The organism is Actinoplanes sp. DH11, from assembly GCF_020873875.1.
Classification (GTDB): domain Bacteria; phylum Actinomycetota; class Actinomycetes; order Mycobacteriales; family Micromonosporaceae; genus Actinoplanes.
Genome location: NZ_JAHWGU010000010.1, coordinates 253,365 through 272,109, shown reverse-complemented (window position 1 = coordinate 272,109; position 18,745 = coordinate 253,365). Strand labels below are relative to the sequence as shown.

Annotated in this window: 15 protein-coding genes and 1 pseudogene; 9 read left to right on the top strand and 7 right to left on the bottom strand. The window is 72.1% G+C overall.

What is annotated here, in order from left to right; all coding sequences use genetic code 11:
* The first annotated feature begins 1 nt into the window (after nucleotide 1).
* The 3 genes from LPA41_RS17375 to LPA41_RS17365 are packed head-to-tail and all read left to right on the top strand — an operon-like array spanning nucleotide 2 to nucleotide 7,878.
* Nucleotides 2-550, top strand: coding sequence for a TIGR00730 family Rossman fold protein (locus LPA41_RS17375; RefSeq protein WP_229071478.1), 549 nt, complete (start codon nucleotides 2-4; stop codon nucleotides 548-550).
* A 39-nt stretch (nucleotides 551-589) separates the two neighbouring features.
* Nucleotides 590-4,393 (top strand): ATP-dependent helicase, encoded by a 3,804-nt coding sequence (locus LPA41_RS17370; protein ID WP_229071476.1) that lies wholly within the window; start codon nucleotides 590-592, stop codon nucleotides 4,391-4,393.
* On the top strand, nucleotides 4,390-7,878 hold the full coding sequence (locus LPA41_RS17365) for an ATP-dependent DNA helicase (protein ID WP_229071474.1): 3,489 nt from the start codon (nucleotides 4,390-4,392) through the stop codon (nucleotides 7,876-7,878). Before LPA41_RS17370 ends, LPA41_RS17365 begins: the two co-directional genes overlap by 4 nt.
* Here LPA41_RS17365 and LPA41_RS17360 read toward each other — a convergent pair.
* A complete protein-coding gene (locus LPA41_RS17360) occupies nucleotides 7,870-8,292 on the bottom strand; it encodes a pilus assembly protein CpaE (protein WP_229071472.1) in 423 nt (140 codons plus the stop codon). The genes LPA41_RS17365 and LPA41_RS17360 overlap by 9 nt on opposite strands.
* 225 nt (nucleotides 8,293-8,517) lie before the next feature.
* On the opposite strand from LPA41_RS17360, the gene LPA41_RS17355 reads away from it, so the two are divergent.
* The gene (locus tag LPA41_RS17355; RefSeq protein ID WP_014447450.1) at nucleotides 8,518-8,721 is read left to right on the top strand and encodes a cold-shock protein; all 204 of its coding nucleotides are present in this window, start codon (nucleotides 8,518-8,520) and stop codon (nucleotides 8,719-8,721) included.
* Nucleotides 8,722-8,964: 243 nt separating this feature from the next.
* Here the strand turns inward: LPA41_RS17355 and LPA41_RS17350 are convergent, their stop codons facing one another.
* Entirely contained in the window at nucleotides 8,965-9,681 is a 717-nt protein-coding gene (locus tag LPA41_RS17350) for a 1-acyl-sn-glycerol-3-phosphate acyltransferase (protein ID WP_229071469.1), read from the bottom strand.
* Between the two features lie 103 nt (nucleotides 9,682-9,784).
* On the opposite strand from LPA41_RS17350, the gene LPA41_RS17345 reads away from it, so the two are divergent.
* A complete protein-coding gene (locus LPA41_RS17345; RefSeq protein WP_229071467.1) occupies nucleotides 9,785-10,663 on the top strand; it encodes a hypothetical protein in 879 nt (292 codons plus the stop codon).
* Here the strand turns inward: LPA41_RS17345 and LPA41_RS17340 are convergent.
* Genes LPA41_RS17340 through LPA41_RS17325 form a run of 4 tightly spaced genes read right to left on the bottom strand, consistent with a single transcriptional unit; the run spans nucleotide 10,650 to nucleotide 13,754 of the window.
* A complete protein-coding gene (locus tag LPA41_RS17340; protein ID WP_229071465.1) occupies nucleotides 10,650-11,513 on the bottom strand; it encodes an ABC transporter permease in 864 nt (287 codons plus the stop codon). The two genes, LPA41_RS17345 and LPA41_RS17340, sit on opposite strands and share 14 nt — an antisense overlap.
* Nucleotides 11,503-12,249 carry an ABC transporter ATP-binding protein gene (locus tag LPA41_RS17335; RefSeq protein ID WP_229071463.1) on the bottom strand — a complete coding sequence of 249 codons (747 nt, stop codon included), beginning with the start codon at nucleotides 12,247-12,249 and terminating at the stop codon, nucleotides 11,503-11,505. The genes LPA41_RS17340 and LPA41_RS17335 overlap by 11 nt, the downstream gene beginning before the upstream one ends.
* A gap of 3 nt (nucleotides 12,250-12,252) precedes the next feature.
* Complete coding sequence (locus LPA41_RS17330) at nucleotides 12,253-13,332, bottom strand: ABC transporter substrate-binding protein (protein ID WP_229071461.1); 1,080 nt, start codon at nucleotides 13,330-13,332, stop codon at nucleotides 12,253-12,255.
* Between the two features lie 8 nt (nucleotides 13,333-13,340).
* Entirely contained in the window at nucleotides 13,341-13,754 is a 414-nt protein-coding gene (locus LPA41_RS17325) for an Rrf2 family transcriptional regulator (protein ID WP_229071459.1), read from the bottom strand.
* Between the two features lie 225 nt (nucleotides 13,755-13,979).
* Here LPA41_RS17325 and LPA41_RS17320 point away from each other — a divergent pair, with 225 nt between their 5' ends.
* The 4 genes from LPA41_RS17320 to LPA41_RS17305 all read left to right on the top strand — a co-directional run bounded on the left by LPA41_RS17320 (nucleotide 13,980) and on the right by LPA41_RS17305 (nucleotide 18,560).
* The gene (locus LPA41_RS17320; RefSeq protein WP_229071457.1) at nucleotides 13,980-15,287 is read left to right on the top strand and encodes a pitrilysin family protein; all 1,308 of its coding nucleotides are present in this window, start codon (nucleotides 13,980-13,982) and stop codon (nucleotides 15,285-15,287) included.
* Nucleotides 15,284-16,603, top strand: a complete 1,320-nt coding sequence (locus LPA41_RS17315; RefSeq protein WP_229071455.1) for a pitrilysin family protein — start codon at nucleotides 15,284-15,286, stop codon at nucleotides 16,601-16,603. Before LPA41_RS17320 ends, LPA41_RS17315 begins: the two co-directional genes overlap by 4 nt.
* The gene (nudC, locus tag LPA41_RS17310) at nucleotides 16,600-17,565 is read left to right on the top strand and encodes an NAD(+) diphosphatase (protein WP_229071453.1); all 966 of its coding nucleotides are present in this window, start codon (nucleotides 16,600-16,602) and stop codon (nucleotides 17,563-17,565) included. The genes LPA41_RS17315 and nudC overlap by 4 nt, the downstream gene beginning before the upstream one ends.
* A gap of 113 nt (nucleotides 17,566-17,678) precedes the next feature.
* Nucleotides 17,679-18,560 carry a phytanoyl-CoA dioxygenase family protein gene (locus LPA41_RS17305; RefSeq protein WP_229071451.1) on the top strand — a complete coding sequence of 294 codons (882 nt, stop codon included), beginning with the start codon at nucleotides 17,679-17,681 and terminating at the stop codon, nucleotides 18,558-18,560.
* Nucleotides 18,561-18,640: 80 nt separating this feature from the next.
* Here the strand turns inward: LPA41_RS17305 and LPA41_RS17300 are convergent.
* A pseudogene (locus LPA41_RS17300) lies at nucleotides 18,641-18,736 on the bottom strand (NrdH-redoxin); the annotation flags it as partial.
* Between the last annotated feature and the right edge of the window lie 9 nt (nucleotides 18,737-18,745).

The following is an 18,745-nucleotide window of genomic DNA, read 5'->3' as shown; positions in this document are numbered from 1 at the left end:
CGTGGCTGCCGTCTGCGTTTTCTGCGCCTCCTCGACCTCTCTCGAACAGCGCTGGCTCGACCTGGCCGAAGAAACCGGCCGGGTCCTCGCCGAGCGCGGGCACACCCTGGTCTCCGGCGGCGGCTGCGTCGGCATGATGGGCGCGGTCGCCGACGGTGCCCGGGCCGGCGGCGGGCCCACCCTCGGGATCATCCCGCAGTGCCTGATGGACCTGGAGGTGGCCGACCTCACGTCCGACGAACTCGTGGTCACCGACGACATGAGTTCCCGGAAAAACCTGATGATCGAGCGGTCCGACGCGTTCATCACCCTGCCCGGCGGCCTCGGCACCCTCGACGAGCTCTTCGAGGTGTGGACCACCGCGACCCTCGGCGTGCACCGCAAACCCATGGTGCTGCTCGACCCGGACGGCTTCTACGACGGGTTGTGGCGCTGGCTGGGGCAACTGGTCGACGACAAGTTCGTCCGGCCGGCGGCGATGGAGATGATCCTGGTGGCCCGGACGGTGCCGGCCGCGATCGACCTGATCGAGGAGACGCTCGCCGCCTGAGGTGCGTAATCGTCGTACCCTCGTGCTTTCCTTGATGCCGTGAGCACGCCGGCCCCCCGATCTCCGGTGCGCCGGCCCGCCTATCGCCTGGTCCGGCGCCCCCGTCCGGCCGTGCCCGAGCTGCGTCCCGACGAGGTGCAGAGCCGGGTCGTCGCCCATGACGGTGGCCCCCTCCTGGTGATCGGCGGGCCGGGCACGGGCAAGACCACAGTCCTCGTCGAGTCGGTCGCCGCCCGGATCGCCGCGGGCACCGACCCGGAACGGATCCTGGTGCTCACCTTCGGGCGCCGGGGAGCGGCGGCGCTCCGCGACCGGATCGAGGCGCGCATCGCCGGTGACGCCGGGCGGATCGTGCACGAGCCGCTGGTGCGCACCTTCCATGCGTACGCTTTCGGGCTCCTCCGCCGCGCCGCCGCCGACCGCGGTGAGCCCTCGCCGCGCCTGCTCACCGGGCCCGAGCAGGATCTGATCATCCGGGAGCTGCTCGCCGTCGTCGGTGACCAGGAGGCGACCGACGACATCGGCTGGCCGGAGGCGCTGCGCCCGGCCCTGCCCACCCGCGCCTTCGCGCAGCAGCTGCGCGACCTCATGCAGCGCGCCGCCGAGCGCGGTGTCGGCCCGGTCGAGCTGGCCCGCCTCGGCGAGCGGCTCGGCCGCGACGACTGGCCGGCCGCCGCCCGCTTCCTCCGGCAGTACGTGTCGGTCCTCGCCCTGCGCGACGTGACCACCCGCGGTTCCACCGCCTACGACCCCGCCGAGCTGGTCCGCGCCGCCTCCGGCCTGCTCGCCGACGAACCCGAGCTGCTGGCCGCCGAGCGCCGCCGCCTGGCCTACGTCTACGTCGACGAGCTCGCCGAGGCCGACCCCGCCCAGCTCGACCTGCTCGCCCAGGTCGCCGGCGGCGGCAAGCCCCTGGTCGCCTTCGCCGACCCCGACTCCTCGGTCTACGGCTTCCGCGGCGCCGACCCCACCCAGGTCGCCGCGTTCCCGGGCCGGTTCCGCACACCCACCGGCGCCCCCGCGCCAACCATCACCCTGCACACCAACCATCGCCTCGCGCCCCCACTGCTGGCCGCCACCGGCCGGGTCGCCCGCCGCATGCGCGGCGCGATCACGCACCGCCTGATGTTCCCGCCCCAGCCCCCCGCCGTGCCGGCCAGCTCCGCCGGCCCTTCCGCTCCCGCCGGCCCTTCCGCTCCCGCCGGGCGTTCTGTACCCGCCGGCCCTGCGCCTGCTGGGCCTTCTGCGCACGCTGGACCTTCCGCGCCAGCCGGGCCTTCCGCGCCAGCCGGGCCTTCTGCGCCCGCTGAGCCTTTTGCGCCTCCCGGGCCGGAGCCGTCCGCCGCGCCCGGTGTCCCGGCGGAGAGCGGCATCGGCGCTCTGGTCTCGGAGTCGGTGGTCCGGACATTCCGGTCACCCGCCGCCGAGACCGCTTTCATCGCACACGCCCTGCGGGAGGCGCACCTGCTGCACGGGATCCCGTGGTCGCGGATGGCAGTGGTGATGCGGTCCACCACGTTGCAGCAGCCGTCGGTGCAGCGGGCACTCACGGCCGCCGGGGTGCCGACCGTGACCCACGCCGAGGACCTGCCGCTGCACCTGCAACCCGCGGTCGCCCCGTTCCTGCTGCTCCTGCGCTGTGCCCTCGACCCGGAGGCGCTCGACGAGGAAGCCGCCGTCGCCCTGCTGCACTCACCGCTGGGCGGCGCCGACCCGCTCGCCGAGCGGCGGCTGCGGCAGGGGCTGCGCGCGCTCGCCCTCGCCGCCGGCGACCGGCGGCCCTCCGGCGAACTGCTCGTCGACGCGCTCCGCGACCCGGCCGGGCTCGACCTGGTCGAGCGCCGCTGGGCCCGCCCCGCCAAAGCCGTCGCCCACCTGGTCGACGTGGTGCGGAAAGCCGCGGCCGAGCCCGGCGCCAGCGCGGAGGACGTGCTCTGGGAGGTGTGGCGGGCCAGTGGTCTGGCCGACCGGTGGTACGCGATGAGCACCGGCACCGCCCCCCTCCCCGACCACCGTGAAGCCGGCCGTGCCCGCCGCTGGCGTGCCGAGGCCGCCGACCGCGACCTCGACGCGATGGTGGTGCTCTTCGACGCGGCCGCCCGCTTCGTCGACCGGCTGCCCGGCGCGCGCACCGAGACCTTCCTCGAACACGTCCTCGGCCAGGACCTCCCGGCCGACTCGATCGCACCGAGCGCCGACCGTGGCGAAGCGGTCCGGCTGCTCACCGCCCACGCCGCCAAGGGCCTGGAATGGGACGTCGTGGTCCTGGCCGACGTGCAGGAAGGCATCTGGCCCGACCTGCGCCTGCGCGGCAGCCTGCTCGGCTCGGAACGCCTCGTCGACGTGCTCGCCGGCCGCCCCGCCGCAGGCCCGGCCGCGGTCGCCGCCGAGACGTCGGCACTGCTCGACGAGGAACGACGGCTCTTCTACGTGGCGATCACCCGCGCCCGGCGCCGACTGGTGGTCACCGCTGTCGCGTCGGCCGGTTCCGGCGGCATCGGCGGCGAGGAACAACCGAGCCGCTTCCTCACCGAGCTGGCCGCGGGCGGCCCCGGCCCGGGACGCCCCCCGGCCGCCGGCCCGGACACGCCATCCCCGGACGGCCCGCCGGAGCCGGATCCGTGGGACACCGGCCCACCCACCGGCCCGGATGCGGGCGGCGGGCCGCTCGCGGACACGGATGCCGACGGCGGGTCGCTGCCTGAGTCGGACGGTGATGGCGGGTCGGTGCCCGAGTCGGACGGTGACGGCGGGTCGCTGCCCGAGTCGGTCGAGGGCGAACCGGGTGAGCCGGTGGCGGTTGAGGGGGCGCCGGGCGATGCGGGAGAGGGGGCGGACGACGGGGAGGCTGAGCTTCCGGTGGGGCGGGCGCCTCGGGCGCTGACCCTGGCGTCGCTCGTGGCGGAACTCCGTACCGTCGTGGTCGCCGCCGTCCAGACGCCTGGCCGGCGGCGCGCGGCGGCGGCGGAGCTCGCCCGGCTGGCCGCCGCAGGTGTGCCGGGGGCGCATCCGGACGAGTGGTGGGGGTTGCGGCCGCTCTCCGACGACCGGCCGCTCGTCGAGGAGGGTGACCTGGTCAAGGTGACGCCGTCGTCGATGGAGAGCGCGTTGCGGTGCAGCCTGCGGTGGCTGCTGGAACGGCACGGCGGCGCGGCACCGGCCGGGCCGGCGCAGGGGATCGGGAACCTGGTGCACGCGGCGGCGATGCTGGCCGAGGATGCCAACGCGGATCGGGAGAAACTTGTCGAGTACGTCAGTGCCCGGTTCGATTCCATCGAGCTGGCGGCGCGGTGGCTGGCCGGGCCGGAGCAGGAGCGGGCCCAGGGCATGGTGGACAAGTTGTTGCGGTGGCTGGCGGTGAACCCGCGGCGGTTGCTGGCGATCGAGCACGAGTTCACGGTGCGGCTGGAGGACGAGCGGCGGCCGATCCAGCTGACCGGGCGCGTCGACCGGCTGGAGATCGACGAGGACGGCCGACTCGTGGTGATCGATTTGAAGACGGGGAAGACGACCGCGGTGTCGGCCGGTGATCTGGCGGAGAACCCGCAGCTCGGCGGCTATCAGGCGGCGGTGGACTCGGGGGCTTTCGCGGATTACGGGAGCAGCAGTGGCGGTGCGGCGCTGGTGCAGCTCGGTCCGGGCAAGGAGGCCCGGGAGCAGATGCAGGTGCCGCTGAACGAGGCCACGGATCCGCAGTGGGCGTACGAGATGGTTCGTCGCACCGCCGAGACCATGGCGGCCTCGACGTTCTCCGCGGTGGCGAACAGCCGATGCCGGGTCTGTCCCGTCCGTACCAGTTGCCCGATCTCCGGCAAGGGGCGGCAGGTCGTCGAACCGACATGAGTCAGCCGACGCTCTTCCCCGATCAGTCGCGGCCGCGGCGCCGCGCCGATTCCGGTCCCCGGTACACGCCGCGTGAGCTGGCCCGGATGCTGCGCCTGCCGCCGCCGACCGCCGAGCAGGAGGCGATCATCGCCGCGCCGGTGGCGCCGCTGCTGGTGGTGGCGGGCGCCGGGTCCGGCAAGACCGAGACGATGGCGTCGCGGGTGGTGTGGCTTGTCGCCAACGGGTACGCGCACCCCGGCGAGATCCTCGGCCTCACGTTCACCCGCAAGGCGGCCGGCGAGCTGGCGCACCGGGTCCGGACCCGGGTCGGCCAGCTGGTCCGCCGGTTCGGCCGGGACGACGCGTTCGCCGGCGAGGCCACCATTTCGACCTACCACGCGTACGCGGCCCGGATCGTCACCGAGCACGGCCTGCGCGCCGGTTACGAGCCGTCGGCCCGGCTGCTCACCGAGGCCGCCCGCTGGCAGATCGTGGATTCGCTGGTCCGGGCGTACACCGGGGAGATGACCGGCTTGAACCGGGCGCCCGGCACGGTCACCGACGACGTGCTGGCCCTGTCCGCGGAGATCGCCGAGCATCTGAAGACCCCGGACGACGTGGCCGCCTGGACGGGCGGGTTCTACGCCGAGCTCACCGAGTTCCCGGGCCGGGTCTACAAGGACGTGGCGGACGTGTTGCGCCGCCAGCAGCAGCGGCTCACGCTGCTGCCCCTGGTGCGCCTCTACGAGCAGCGCAAACTGGACCTGGAGGCGATGGACTTCGGTGACCAGTTGGCCCGCGCCGCGATCGTGGCCCGGGATCATCCCGAGGTCGGCGAGGTGGAGCGCGGCCGGTTCCGGATCGTGCTGCTGGACGAGTACCAGGACACCAGCCACGCCCAGGTGATGATGCTGAACAACCTCTTCGGGGGTGGGCACGCGGTGACCGCGGTCGGTGACCCGTGCCAGTCGATCTACGGCTGGCGGGGCGCGTCGGCCGGCACGCTGGAACGTTTCCCCGCCGAGTTCACCGATCGGAAGGGGCATCCGGCCTGGGTCCAGAGCCTTTCCAAGAGCTGGCGCAACCGGCCGGAGATCCTCGCCGTGGCCAACGCGATTTCCGCGCCGCTGCGGGCCGGCGTGACCGAGCTGACCTCGGCGGAGCGGGTGGCCGAGGCGGTCGGCGGGCGAACGGTGACGTGTGCGCTGCTGCCGACGTTCGCCGACGAGGCCGGCTGGATCGCCGATTCGATGCTCACCGCATGGCGCCTGGCGGCGGGGACGCCTGACGCGCCGGCCGGTGAGATCCCGCTGGAGCGCCGGCCCACCAGCGCCGTCCTGGTCCGGGTCCGCAGCCAGATCCCGGTGCTGGAGGAGGCGTTGCGGGCGCGAGGGCTACCGGTGGAGGTGGTCGGCCTGGGCGGTCTGCTGGACACCCCGGAGGTACGCGACGTCGTCTGCACCCTGCGTGTGCTGGCCGACCCGGCCGACGGGGCCTCGCTGCTCCGGCTGCTCACCGGCGCCCGCTGGCGGATCGGCCCCCGCGACCTGGTGGCGCTGCACCGGCGGGCCCGCACGATCGCGTCGGCCCGGGTTTCGGCGCGCAGCCCGGAGGAGGCGGAGGACGTGACCGCCGACCGGCTCGACGACGCGACCCTGGTGGAGGCGATGGCCGACCTGGGCATCGCCGCGCAGTACTCGGCGGAGGGGTACGCGCGGCTTCGCGCGTACGGTCAGGAGCTGAGCGCGCTGCGGCAGCGGCTCGACCAGCCGCTGCCCGACCTGCTCGCCGACATCGAACGGACCATCGGCCTGGACGTGGAGGTCGCGGTCCGCGGCTGGGCGGCCGGTGACGCCGGTCTGGCGCGCGGGCACCTGGACGCGCTCGGCGAGGCCGCCACCCGCTATGCCGGTGAGAACGAGAGCGGCACCCTGGCTGGTTTCCTCGCGTTCCTGACGGCGGCCGAGGAGGAGGAGCGCGGGCTGGAACCGGGCCAGGTCGACGTGGTCGAGGGCGCGGTGCAGATCTTGACCGCGCACGCCGCGAAGGGCCTGGAGTGGGACGTGGTGTCGGTGGCGGGCCTCAGCAAGGGCGTCTGGCCGGGTCAGTCCCGCGCGTCCGACCACTATCTCGGCGGGATCGGGGTGCTGCCGTTCCCGCTGCGGGGTGACGCGTCCGGGCTACCGGACCTGGACCTGTCCGACGCGGTCGAGCAGAAGGACGTGGCGGCGGCGCTCAGTGCGTTCGGCCGGGCCTGGCGGGAACACGACGAGCGGGAGGAGCGGCGCCTGGCATACGTGGCGGTGACCCGGCCGCGGCGCCTGCTGCTCTGCTCCGGGTACTGGTGGGGTGAGGGCGTGAAGCGGCCGCGCGGGCCGTCGGTCTTCCTGGACGAGATCCGGGCGGTGTGCGCGGACGGGTCCGGTGTGGTGGATCGCTGGACGCCGGAACCGGCGCCGGGTGAGTCGAATCCCGGCGAGCAGGCGGCGGCGAGCGCGGAGTGGCCGTCGGACCCGCTGGGTCTGCGCCGGCCGGCGATGGCGGCGGCCGCCGACCTGATCCGCCGGATGATAGCGAACCCGGACGCGGCGACGGCCGAGGCGTTCGCCGACCTGGCGGCGGGCGACCCGGAGGTGGCGGCCCGGGCGGGCCTCGCCGCCGACGCGGCCGGTCTGGCCGAGGCGGCTCCCACGTCCGAGGCGGCTCCCGCGTCGGCGGCGGCTCCCGCGTCGGCGGCGGCTCCCGCGTCGGCGGTGGCTCCCGTTTCGGAGGCGGATGCGGCGGGCGCCGGGGATGCCGGCGATGCGGATCCGGACATCGCGCGGTGGCGGCGGGAGGCGTCGCTGCTGCTGGCCGAGCGTGCCGAGCGCAACAGCAGCGACGGACCGGCCGACGTGGCGCTGCCGCCGCACCTGTCGGTCTCGCAGCTGGTCGTGCTCCGGCGCGACCCGCAGGCGCTGGCCCGGTCGCTGCGCCGGCCGCTGCCGCACCGGCCGGCGCCGCAGGCTCGCCGCGGTACCGCGTTCCACGCGTGGCTGGAGCAGCGGTTCGGCGCGGCGCGCCTGATCGACATCGACGAGCTGCCGGGTGCGGCCGACGACAGCGCGGCCGGTGACGAGGAACTGGCCGCCCTCCAGGAGGCGTTCCTGACCGGGGAGTGGGCGGACCGCACCCCGGTCGAGGTGGAGGTGCCGTTCGCGACGACCGTTGCCGGGGTGGTGGTGCGTGGCCGGATGGACGCGGTCTTCGCCGATCCCGGCGGCCGGTTCGACGTGATCGACTGGAAGACCGGGCGGCGGCCGTCCGGGGTGGAGGCGGAGGCCGCGGCGGTTCAGCTTTCGGCGTACAGACTCGCCTGGGCGGCCCTGGCCGGCGTGCCGGTCAACCGGGTGCGGGCCGGGTTCCACTACGTCCGGGAGCAGGTCACGGTGCGTCCGGCGGATCTGCTGGGCGCCGCCGAGTTGGCCGCGCTCATCGCGCAGGTGCCGGAGGTGTCACTCTGACGGGTGGAAAACGCCTGCGGCGGCGAGAAGATGGATCAGGGCCTGGGCGTACGCCTCCTCGGCCGTGCCCGCACCGAATTCGTGCTCCTGACCGAGCACGTCGACGCGTACCCGGAAGCCGCCCGGCTCGCGCCGCAGTTCCCGGAACGTGCCGCCGAGGAGTTCCCGCAGTTGATCCTCACGGGGCAGCCAGAGTGCCTCGTCGAGATCCACATCGTCGAGCGCCCACTCCGTCGTCCCGTTGAATCCGATGATCCGCCCGTCCGGCCGCTCGTGCACCTGAATCGTCATGTTGCTCAGCACGAACACCTCGTCGTCGAGGTCGCGGTCGGGCACCGAGAACCGGTCGCCGAGCCGTGGTTTCCAGGTCAGTCCGGCGGTTTTCAGGTGCTGCGCCATGTGTACGCCGAGCACTTCGAAGTCCCCTCTCGTCGTGATACGCTCACGAGCGTTGTCAGTTTGGTTCCCAAGTACTCAGGAGCGCCTGTGGGGAAGTCTGCCCCAGGCGCTCTTTGTCGTAACCCGGGTTTCTCCGGTACGGGCGATCAGTACGGCGACACGAGCCCCGCAGAGTGCGGGACTTACCACCTCGTTCCCGTCCATAATGGTCGGGAACGATCGACCGTCGAGGAGACGAGCATGGTTACCGGCGTTGTGAAGTGGTTCAACGCGGACAAGGGCTTCGGGTTCATCACCCCGGACGACGGCGGCGCCGACGTCTTCGCCCACTTCTCCGCAATCCAGATGTCGGGCTACCGCAGCCTGGAGGAGAACCAGCGGGTGGAGTTCGAGGTGACCCAGGGCCAGAAGGGCCCGCAGGCCGCCAACATCCGCTCTGTCTGATTTGAGCCGATGATCGGCTGCCTCCAGCAGCCGTGAATGTCGCCTGAGTACTTCGGCGTCGTGCCCTTCCGGGTGCGACGCCGTTGTCGTTCCCGGCCGGCCGGCCGGCTCGCGGTGCGGGAGCGGTCCCCTGGTCGCCGCGCGGGAACGCGGCGTAGCTCGGCTGAGGAGAAAAGCCGGCGTGAGGGCCGACGGGAAAGGCCCCCGGCGCGGCGCGCCGAGGGCCTTGCTGATCGGTTTCGGTCAGACGGCGGCGGAAGGGTGCGGCAGCGGTGCGGTGCCGCCGAGGTGGGCGGGTAGCCACCAGCGGTCGTCCGGGCCGGCCGGCTTCTCCGGGTATGCCCGCTGGACGGCGTCCAGCAGGACCGACAGCCGCTCCTTGAGCAGCGCGGTCACCGCCTCGGGGGTGGCGCCCTCCGGCCGCGGGATCGGCTCGCCGATCTTGATGAGGACCGGCACGTGCCGCTTCGTCAGTTCCTTCTTGCGGCCCTTGGTCCAGAGCCGGTGCGGACCCCAGACCGCCATCGGGATGAGCGGGACGGCGGCGTCCTGCGCCATCCGGGCCGCGCCCGACTTGAGCGCCTTGACGGTGAACGACTCGCTGATCGTCGCCTCCGGGAAGACGCCGACGATCTCACCGCGGCGCAGCGCCTCGATCGCCTCGCGGAACGCCGCGGTGCCGGCCTTGCGGTCGACCGGGATGTGCTTCATGCCGCGCATCAGCGGGCCGCTGATCTTGTGGTCGAAGACCGCCTTCTTCGCCATGAACCGGACCAGCCGCTTGGCGGGCTGTGCGCCGAGGCCGCAGTAGATGAAATCCAGGTAGCTCGAATGATTGCTGGCAAGCACCGCCCCGCCACTGGCCGGGATGTGCTCGGCGCCGTCGATCTCGATCTTGTTGTCGAGTACGCGGAACATCGTCTTCGCTAGGCCGACGACCGGGGGATACACCAGTTCCATGGCAGCACGGTAACCGAACTTCCTGGAAATCGCGTGCGACGGGCTCCGGACGATCCGGGCACCGGTACCGCTCCGGGAACCGCCGAGGGTGTTCACTTGGGGGATGTCGGAACCGAACGCGTCCCACCGGCCCGGCGGTGCCTGGGCGTCGGGGGCGGTCACCGTTTCGGGCGTACCCCCACTGATCCCGCCGCCACCGCCCGCGCCGCCCGGGGCGCCTCCGCCGGACGGACCACGACAGCGCCGGCGGCAGTTGATGATTTTCGGCGGGGTGGCCGGGGGCATCCTGGCCGTCGGCCTCTGCGTGCTGCTGATCGTGCTCTTCGGCGGTGCGGGCAACCCGTTCGACGATGACGAGAGCGGTCCCGCCGACCTGCGGCCGCCGCTGGCGCAGGCCTGCCCGGCGCCGACCGGGGCACCGAGTGCGGCGCCGTCCCGCCCGCCGGCCTCGGTGCCGCCGGTGACCGGGGAGCGGACCGTCGACGAGGAGGCCGGCATCTCCTACCGTAAGTACGGTGCGCCGTGGCAGGACTGGGACGAGGTGTGGAAGGCCGGCACGCTCGAGGTGCCGTACCGGATGGGTCAGCACTTCGTGACCGAGGTGTACAGCGGCGGGGAGTACCACGCGTCGATCCTGTCGGCGGCGGTGCCGGCGGCGGACAACGACGCGGTCTCGCTGGACCTGGAGTGCGTGGGCCGGCAGGTGGCGGCGGACGTGCGCGCCGAGTACTACCCCCAGCCCAACACCATGAAGCCGATCCGGGACGAGGTCACCACGCTGGGCGGCCGGCCGGCCTGGGTGAGCGAGTTCCGGCTGAGCTTCTCCTCGAGCGGGCTGACCGCCACCGAGGAACTTTCCGCGGTGGCGGTCATCGACGTCGGCAAGCCGACGGCCGCGATCCTGTACGTCTCCATCCCGGGCACGCACCGGCAGTTCGACCGCGTGGTCGGTGAGGTGCTGGAGTCGGTCAGGCCTCTGTGAGACCCCAGCGGCGGCGCAGCCGGTTGTCGGCGGCGTTGAACAGCTGGTCGATCAGGATGCCGATGATCAGCACGACGATGATGTAACTGATCACCAGGGCGCTGTCGAAGAGGTCCCGGGCGTTCTGCATGCGCACCCCGATGGAGACCGTGCCGGGCACGATGACCAGCAGCTCACCGGCCATCAGGCTGCGCCAGGAGAAGGCCCAGCCCTGTTTGAGGCCGGAGACGAAGGACGGCAGCGAGGCCGGCAGGATCAGGTGCCGGTACTCCGCCAGGCCGCGCATGCCCATCACCCGGCCCACCCGCAGCCAGGTTCGCGGCACGTAGTCGATGCCGCTGATCAGGCCGTTCGCCACCGAGGGGGCGGCGCCCAGCACCACCACGAACAGGATGGCGCTCTCACCCAGCTGGAAGAGCAGGATGGCGAGCGGGAACCACATGATCGACGGCATCGTCTGCAGGCCGGTGATCAGCGAGCCGATCGCCGCCCGCAGCGGCCGGAACCGGGAGACCGCGGCGCCGATGATCGTGCCGATCAGCACGGCCAGCAGGAAGCCGGTGATCGCCCGGGTCATGGTCAGCCGGACACCGTCCCAGAAGTCCGCGGTGATGACCAGGTCCCGGAGCACCGTGAACACGTCGGCCGGCGGGGGCAGCACGTAGACCGGTTTCCACTCGGCCAGCACCGCGGCCTGCCAGATCGCGACGACGATCGCGACGGCGAGCAGCTTCGGCCAGGCGCTGTTCCAGATCCGCCGGGTCTTCTGCGTCCGCGGGCCCAGTTCGAGTGCGTCGAGCCCGCTGACCTCGGCTGCCGAACGATCCTGTGTGACGGTCTCAGCCGGCATGACGGGCCACCTCCGCACGGAGCCGATCGGTGATCTCGGCGGCTTGGCCGGAGACCTCGGGGGAGTCGATGCGACGAGGACGCGGATGGGTGATCGCGTAGTCCTCGATCACCCGGCCCGGGCGGCTGCTGAGCAGGATCACCCGGTCGCCGAGCCGGACCGCCTCGCGGACGTTGTGCGTCACGAACAGGACGGTCAGCCGCTGCTCGCGCCAGACCCGTTCCAGTTCGTCGTGCAGGATGTCGCGGGTCATCGCGTCGAGGGCACCGAACGGCTCGTCCATCAGCAGCACGTCGGCCTTCTGGGCGAGGGCCCGGGCCAGCGCGACGCGCTGCCGCATGCCGCCGGAGAGTTCGTGCGGCCGCTTGTCGGCGAAATCGCCCAGCCGGACGACCTCGAGGAGCTCCCGGGCACGCTCCCGGCGCTCGGCCCGGCCGGCGCCCTGCAACCGCAGCGGCAACTCGACGTTGCCGGCCACCGAGAGCCACGGGAAGAGCGCGGCCTCCTGGAACATCAGCGCGACGTGGCGCCCGCCGATGTCCAGGGTGCCGCTGGTGATCCGGTCGAGGCCGGCCACCAGCGAGAGCAGGGTGCTCTTGCCGCAGCCGGACGCGCCCAGCAGGCAGACGAACTCGCCCTGCCGGACGTCGAGCGAGATGTGGTCCAGCGCGAGTAGGGCGCTGCTGCCGGTGCCGTACTGCTTGGAGACGTCGTCGATCCGTACCACCGTGCTCATGGTTCAGGCCGCCGCGGCGTCGCTGACCTCGGGCTGACCGTCTGCCTTCAGCAGCTCGTTCAGCGGCCCGAGGTCGTAGATCCCGTTCAGGTCGACCGGCTTGAGCAGTCCGACGTCCTCCGCGTGCTTCGCGCTGGTGTAGAGCGAGGACGCGACCGGGTCGTGGGTGAACTTCAGGTTCTTGAACGCGGCGGCGAGGATCTCGTCCTTCAGTGGCTTGCCGGTGAGCGCCTCGATCTGGGCGTTCGCGGCCTTCTGCGCCTCGGCGTTGTCGGCGTTGACGTACTTGACCGACGCGACGTGGCCCTGCAGGAGCTTCTTGACCGTGCCGGGGTACTCCGTCAGGAACTTCTGGCTGACGATCAGGTGGGTGGTCACGAACTCCTGGTTCGGCCACAGGGTCTTCTCGTCGACCAGGACCTTGGCCTTCGACTCCAGGATCAGTTTGCTGAAGTTGGGCTCGGGCACCCAGGCGCCGTCGATGGTGCCCTGCGCGAAGGCCTGCACCGCGGTGGCGTTGTCCTGCGGCAGCACCGAGACGTCCCCGCCGCCGTTGGTGTCGGCAGCCAGGCCGTTCTCCTTCAACCAGGCACGCAGCGCGACGTCCTGGGTGTTGCCGAGCTGCGGGGTGGCGATCTTCTTGCCCTTGAGATCGGCCGGTGCGTTTATGCCGTCCCGGACGACCAGGCCGGCGCCGCCCGAGGTGCTGCCCGCGATGATCTTCAGGGCGGTGCCCTTGGAGGTGGACCAGCCGTTGATCGCCGGGTTGGGGCCGATGTACGTGGCGTCGATCGCTCCGGAGAGCAGCGCCTCGATCGCGGCCGGGCCGGCGTTGAAGGTCTTCGTGGAGAGCTCGGTGCCGCTGCCCAGGGCCTCGGCGAACAGGCCCTTGTTCACGCCCACCAGGGCCGGGGCGTGGGTGATGTTGGGGAAGTAGCCCAGGTTGATCTTCTTGGCCTCGGCGGTGGCGCCGCTGGTGCCCGCCGCGGTGTTCTCGTCCGCCGAGCCGCAGGCGGCCAGCAGGGTGGAGGCCGCGACGGCGGCGGTGACAAGGACGAGCGCACGTCTGGTGCGGGAGGTCATGCTCACTCCTAGGTCGTCTTCACTGATTGTTGAGAGAGCTCGGCGAGGGTCCGGTGGTCGACGACGCCTTCGATGGCCGCCTCGACGGCGATCCACACGTCGTGCAGCGCCGTTGCCGCACCGTGGTAGGTCGTCGTGGCGGTGGGCAGTCCCCGGACCGTGGTGAGTGCGCCCCCGACGGCGCGGACCACGTCGCCGATGGTGATCTCCTCGGCGGGGCGGGCCAGGGAGTAACCGCCGTCCACGCCGCGGTGGCTGTGCAGCAGCCCGGCGCGGCGCAGGTCCAGCAGAATGCCCTGGAGAAAGCTGAGCGGGATGTCCTGGGCGGCCGCCAGGACGGCGGCTTTGACCAGGTCGGGGTCCTCGGCGGTGACGGTCAGCATCGCGCGTACGGCATAGTCCGTGCGGGCCGAGACGAACACGACGCACACCCCCTTCACCTATCTGTTGGATGGGAATAGTGGGTCATGCGGGCGTACTGCGTCAAGCCCGCCCCCGGCCGGGTGATCGGCGTTACCGCCCGGCCGCGGCGCGAAAAGATCGGCAGATCGGACATCGACGCATTTACTCCGCGTCATCGGCCCGCTACCGCCCTGTCCGGCAGGCGACTACCGCGCGGATCCGTGCCGACACGCTAGATTCGTACCGTGGCGCCCAGAATCAAGATCCCCGCGACGAAATATCCGGTCGAGCGATTCACCCTCGGCAATGGTCTGCGCGTGGTCCTCTCCCCGGATCGCAGCGCCCCGGTGGTCGGCGTGGCCGTCGTCTACGACGTCGGCATCCGCAGCGAACCGGAAGGCCGGACCGGCTTCGCCCACCTCTTCGAGCACCTGATGTTCCAGGGCTCGGCGAACCTGGAGAAGCTTGCCCACTTCCGGCACGTGCAGGGCGCCGGCGGCACCTTCAACGGATCCACCCACCTCGACTACACGGACTACTACGAGGAGCTGCCGGCCGGCGGCCTCGAGCGCGCGCTCTTCCTCGAGGCGGACCGGATGCGCGGCCCCCGGCTCACCGAGGAGAACCTGCGCAACCAGGTGGACGTGGTCAAGGAGGAGATCCGGGTAAATGTGCTGAACCGGCCGTACGGCGGGTTCCCCTGGCTCAAGCTGCCACCGGTGATGTTCGAGACGTTCGCCAACGCCCACGACGGCTACGGCTCCTTCGAGGACCTGGAGAGCGCCACCGTCGAGGACGCACAGGGCTTCTTCGACCGCTACTACGCCTGCGGCAACGCGGTGCTCTCGGTGGCCGGCGACTTCGACGTGGCCGAGGCCACCGCGATGATCGAACGGCACTTCGGCGACGTGCCGGCCCGGCCCGCGCCGGCGCTGCCGGACTTCGCCGAGCCCGGCCTCACCGCGGAGAAGCGGGAGACCTACATCGACCGGATCGCCCCGCTGCCCGCCGTGGCGGCGGGTTGGGGTGTGCCGGACCCGATCGGCGACTTCGACGGCTACCTGCCGTACTCGGTCCTCGCCGAGGTGCTCACCGACGGCGACGCCTCCCGGCTCGTGGAGCGGCTGGTCCAGCGCGACCGGACGGCCACCAACCTCGGCGGGTACCTCGGGTTCATGGGCGACGAGTACCAGGTGCGCAACCCCACCGCGCTGCTCCTGCAGGCTTTCCTGCCGCCCGGCGGCGACGCCGGCAAGGTGCTGCAGACCATCGACGAGGAACTCGACCGGCTGGTCACCGACGGCCTCAAGCCCGGCGAACTCGACCGGACACAGGCCCGGATGGCGACCCGCCTGCTCCAGGGCACCGACGACGTCCTCGGCCGGGCACAGCCGATGGCCGTTCTCGAGCTGCAACGCGGCCGCCCGGGCCTGCTCAACGACTTGCCCAAGCTGGTCAGTGAGGTGACCGCCGAGCAGATCGTCGCCGCCGCGGCCACCCTGCGGCCGGAGAACCGTGCCAGTGTCGAGGTCATCCCGGGAGCTTCCGCATGAGCGTCACCACCCTGCCGGACCTGGTTCCGGACGCCGAACTGCACCTGCCGCACGAGGCCGAGCGCCGGCTGCCCAACGGGCTGACCGTGATCGCCATCCGCCGTTCCGCGGTGCCGCTCGTCGAGCTGCGGTTGCGCATCCCGTTCGGCCGGGCCCCGCTGGCCCCGGCCACGGTGCTGTCCCAGGCACTGTTCACCGGCACCGGCACCCTGTCGAGCATCGAGCTCGCGGCCGAGCTCCAGGCGGTCGGCGGCAGCCTGGCCGCTGGTCTCGACCCGGACCGGCTCCTGATCAGCGGCAACGCCCTCGCCGCCGGCCTGGACCGGACGCTGGAGCTGCTCGCCGGTGTGCTTACCGACGCGACGTACCCGGCCGAGGAGGTCGCCACCGAGCGGGAGCGCCTCGTCGACCAGATCCAGGTCGCGCTCAGCCAGCCCGCACACCTGGCCCGGGTCGCCCTGCTCAAGCGGATCTTCGACACCCATCCGTACGCGGTGCAGACCCCCACGCCCGACGAGGTCCGCACCGTCGAGCCGGCGGCGCTGCGCGACCTGCACGCCCAGCGGGTCCGCCCGGCCGGCGCCACCCTGGTGCTGGTCGGCGACATCGACCCGGACCAGGCGATCGACGTCGCGGAGAAGGTGCTGAGCGGCTGGACCGGTTCCGCGCCGGACGGCGTCATCCCGCCCACCCCGGCGATCGAGACCGGCCCGCTGCTGCTCGTCGACCGGCCCGGCTCGGTGCAGTCGTCGCTGCGGCTGGCGATGCCGGGCGTCACCCGTACCGATCCGGACTACGCCGCCGTCACGGTGGCCAACCTGATCTTCGGTGGCTACTTCTCGTCCCGCTGGGTGGAGAACATCCGGGAGGACAAGGGCTACACGTACGGCTCGCACTCGGCGATCGAGCACTTCGTGGCCGGGTCCGCCTGGGTCGGCGTGGCCGAGGTGGCCACCGAGGTGACCGGCCCGTCGCTGCTCGAGACGCTCTACGAGCTCGGCCGCATCTCCAGCCTCCCGCCCGGCGAGGAGGAGCTGGAGCAGGCCCGGCGGTACGCGCTGGGCACCCTGCGTCTCGGCATGTCCACCCAGGCCGGCCTGGCCGGGCTGGCCAGCATTTACGCGGGCTTCGGCCTGCGCCTCGACCACCTGCGCGAGCACTCGGCGGCCCTGTCCGCGGTCACTCGTGAGGAGGTCTTCGCGGCCGGCACCAAGTACCTCGCACCCTCCCGGGCGGTTACCGTGGTCCTGGGCGACGCCGAGAAGATCGAGTCGCAGTTGTCCGTCCTGACAGCCGTGGAGCGCAGCACAGAGTGACCGAAGCAGAACAGCCAGACCTCGGGGAGCAACCCGGCACCCCGCCGCTGGCCCGTACCACCCTGGACCGTGCCGCGCACCGGCGCAAGGACGAGGCCTGGCTGGCCGAGGCCTGGCCGCGCGGCCGGGTGCTGGTCGTCGACCTCGACAAGGGCGGCCGTGCCCTGGTCACCGATCGGCCGGACGGCGGCGCGGCCCTGGTCCTGCTGCCGTCGGCCGAGGCGCCCGAGGCCGAGCGCTGGTTCCTCGGCGTCGACGCCGACGGCACCCCACTCTGGACCATGGACGCGCCGGTCGAGGCGTCCGGCGACGAGCGGGCGGCAACCCTGCGCGACATCGGTCACCTGCTCGACGACCGCGACGCCGGCCTGTTCACCGCGGCCGCCGCGCTCGGCAACTGGCACCGCAGCCACGGGTTCTCGCCGCGAACCGGCCAGGCCACCACGACGGTGGAGGCCGGCTGGGCGCGTGCCGACGGCAACGGTCAGCTGATGTGGCCGCGCACCGACCCGGCGATGATCGTGCTGGTGCACGACGGCGTCGCCGGGCCGGCCGGTCGCTGCCTGCTCGGGCACAACGCGGCCTGGGGTCCCGGCGCGGACGGGGTCCGGCGCTTCTCCTGCCTGGCCGGTTACGTGGAGCCGGGCGAGTCGGCCGAGGCCGCGGTGGTCCGCGAGGTGCAGGAGGAGGTCGGCATCCGGCTGAGTGCGCTGCGGTACGAGGGGAGCCAGTCCTGGCCGTACCCCGGCTCGTTGATGCTCGGTTTTCACGCTGTTGCCGACGCCGCCCAGCCGCTGGTGCTCGATCCGGAGGAGATCGACGAGGCGCACTGGTTCTCCCGGGACGCGATCGCCAAGATGATCGCCGGTGGTTACGTCGACCCGGACAGCGGCGTGCCGATGAGCCTGCCGATGCGGTCCTCGATCGCCTTCTACCTGATCGAAAATTGGCTGCACGGTTAGCCGCCGGGCGACGAACGGGTAGACCGCCGGGAAAAAGAAAATTCCTCTGATCGGCCGGCAACCAATCCGGTGTCCCACCGCGTCTTGGATACAAAGACGAGTAGGGAGAACCGATGACCCAGGTGGAAGCCCCGGCGTGGACGCCGATGACCGCCCAGGAGCGGGAGGCGTTCGATCGTGACGGCTACATCGTCGTCCCGTCGGTGCTGAGTGAGAGCGAGGTCGAGGCCGGCCGGGCCGCGATCCTCGGTGCGTACGAGAACGGCAAGCGGAACGGGACGCTCGGGCCTACGGGGGCTCTGCACCAACTCTCGCCGATCGCCGGGGTTCCGGAGCTGGCGTTCCTGCTGGATCACCCGAAAGCGTTCAAGTACATCTGGTCGCTGCTGGGGTGGAACATTCACGTGTACCACTCGCACATCGACGTGCACCCGCAGATCCACGAGAAGCAGAAGGACTGGTGGCACTGGCACCAGGACGGCGGCCGGCAGAACCGGGAGATCGAGACCGACCCGCGGCCGATGCTGTCAGTGAAGCTGGCGTACTGGTTCTCCGACGTCAGCGAGACCGGGCGCGGCAACTTCACCGTGCTGCCCGGCAGCCACAAGACCAACTGGCTGCCCGGACCGCCGAGCCGCGGCGTGTCGTGGCCGCAGCCGGAGGGCGCGACCCAGATCACCGCGAACGCTGGTGACCTGGTCGTCTTCGACCGCCGCATCTGGCACGCGCGGTCGGACAACTACTCCGACATCACCCGGGTCGGCGCGTTCTTCGGGTACACCCCGCGTTGGATCGCGATCCGGGACGAGGTCGCCGACCTGCCGGAGAAGCCGTTCTGGAACGACCTGAACCCGGTGCAGCAGCAGCTGCTCGGCGGGTTCGGCAAGGGCGACGGCGACCACCAGTGGGGGCACTACCCGGAGTCGACGCCGCTCTACGGCGCGCTCAAGGAGCGGGGCCTGCTCGACTCGAGCATCCCGGCACTGATTCCCTGACGATTCCCTGACGTGATTCCCTGACGAGGAGAAAGGGCCGCCCCGAGCGGGACGGCCCTTTCGTCCCTGCCCGGACAAGGTCAGGCGGAGATGGCGGCCAGGTGCTGTTTGACCTGCACGATCGACGGGTTGGTCAGCGCCGACCCGTCGGCGAACTTCAGCGTGGGCACGGTCTGTAGAGTTGC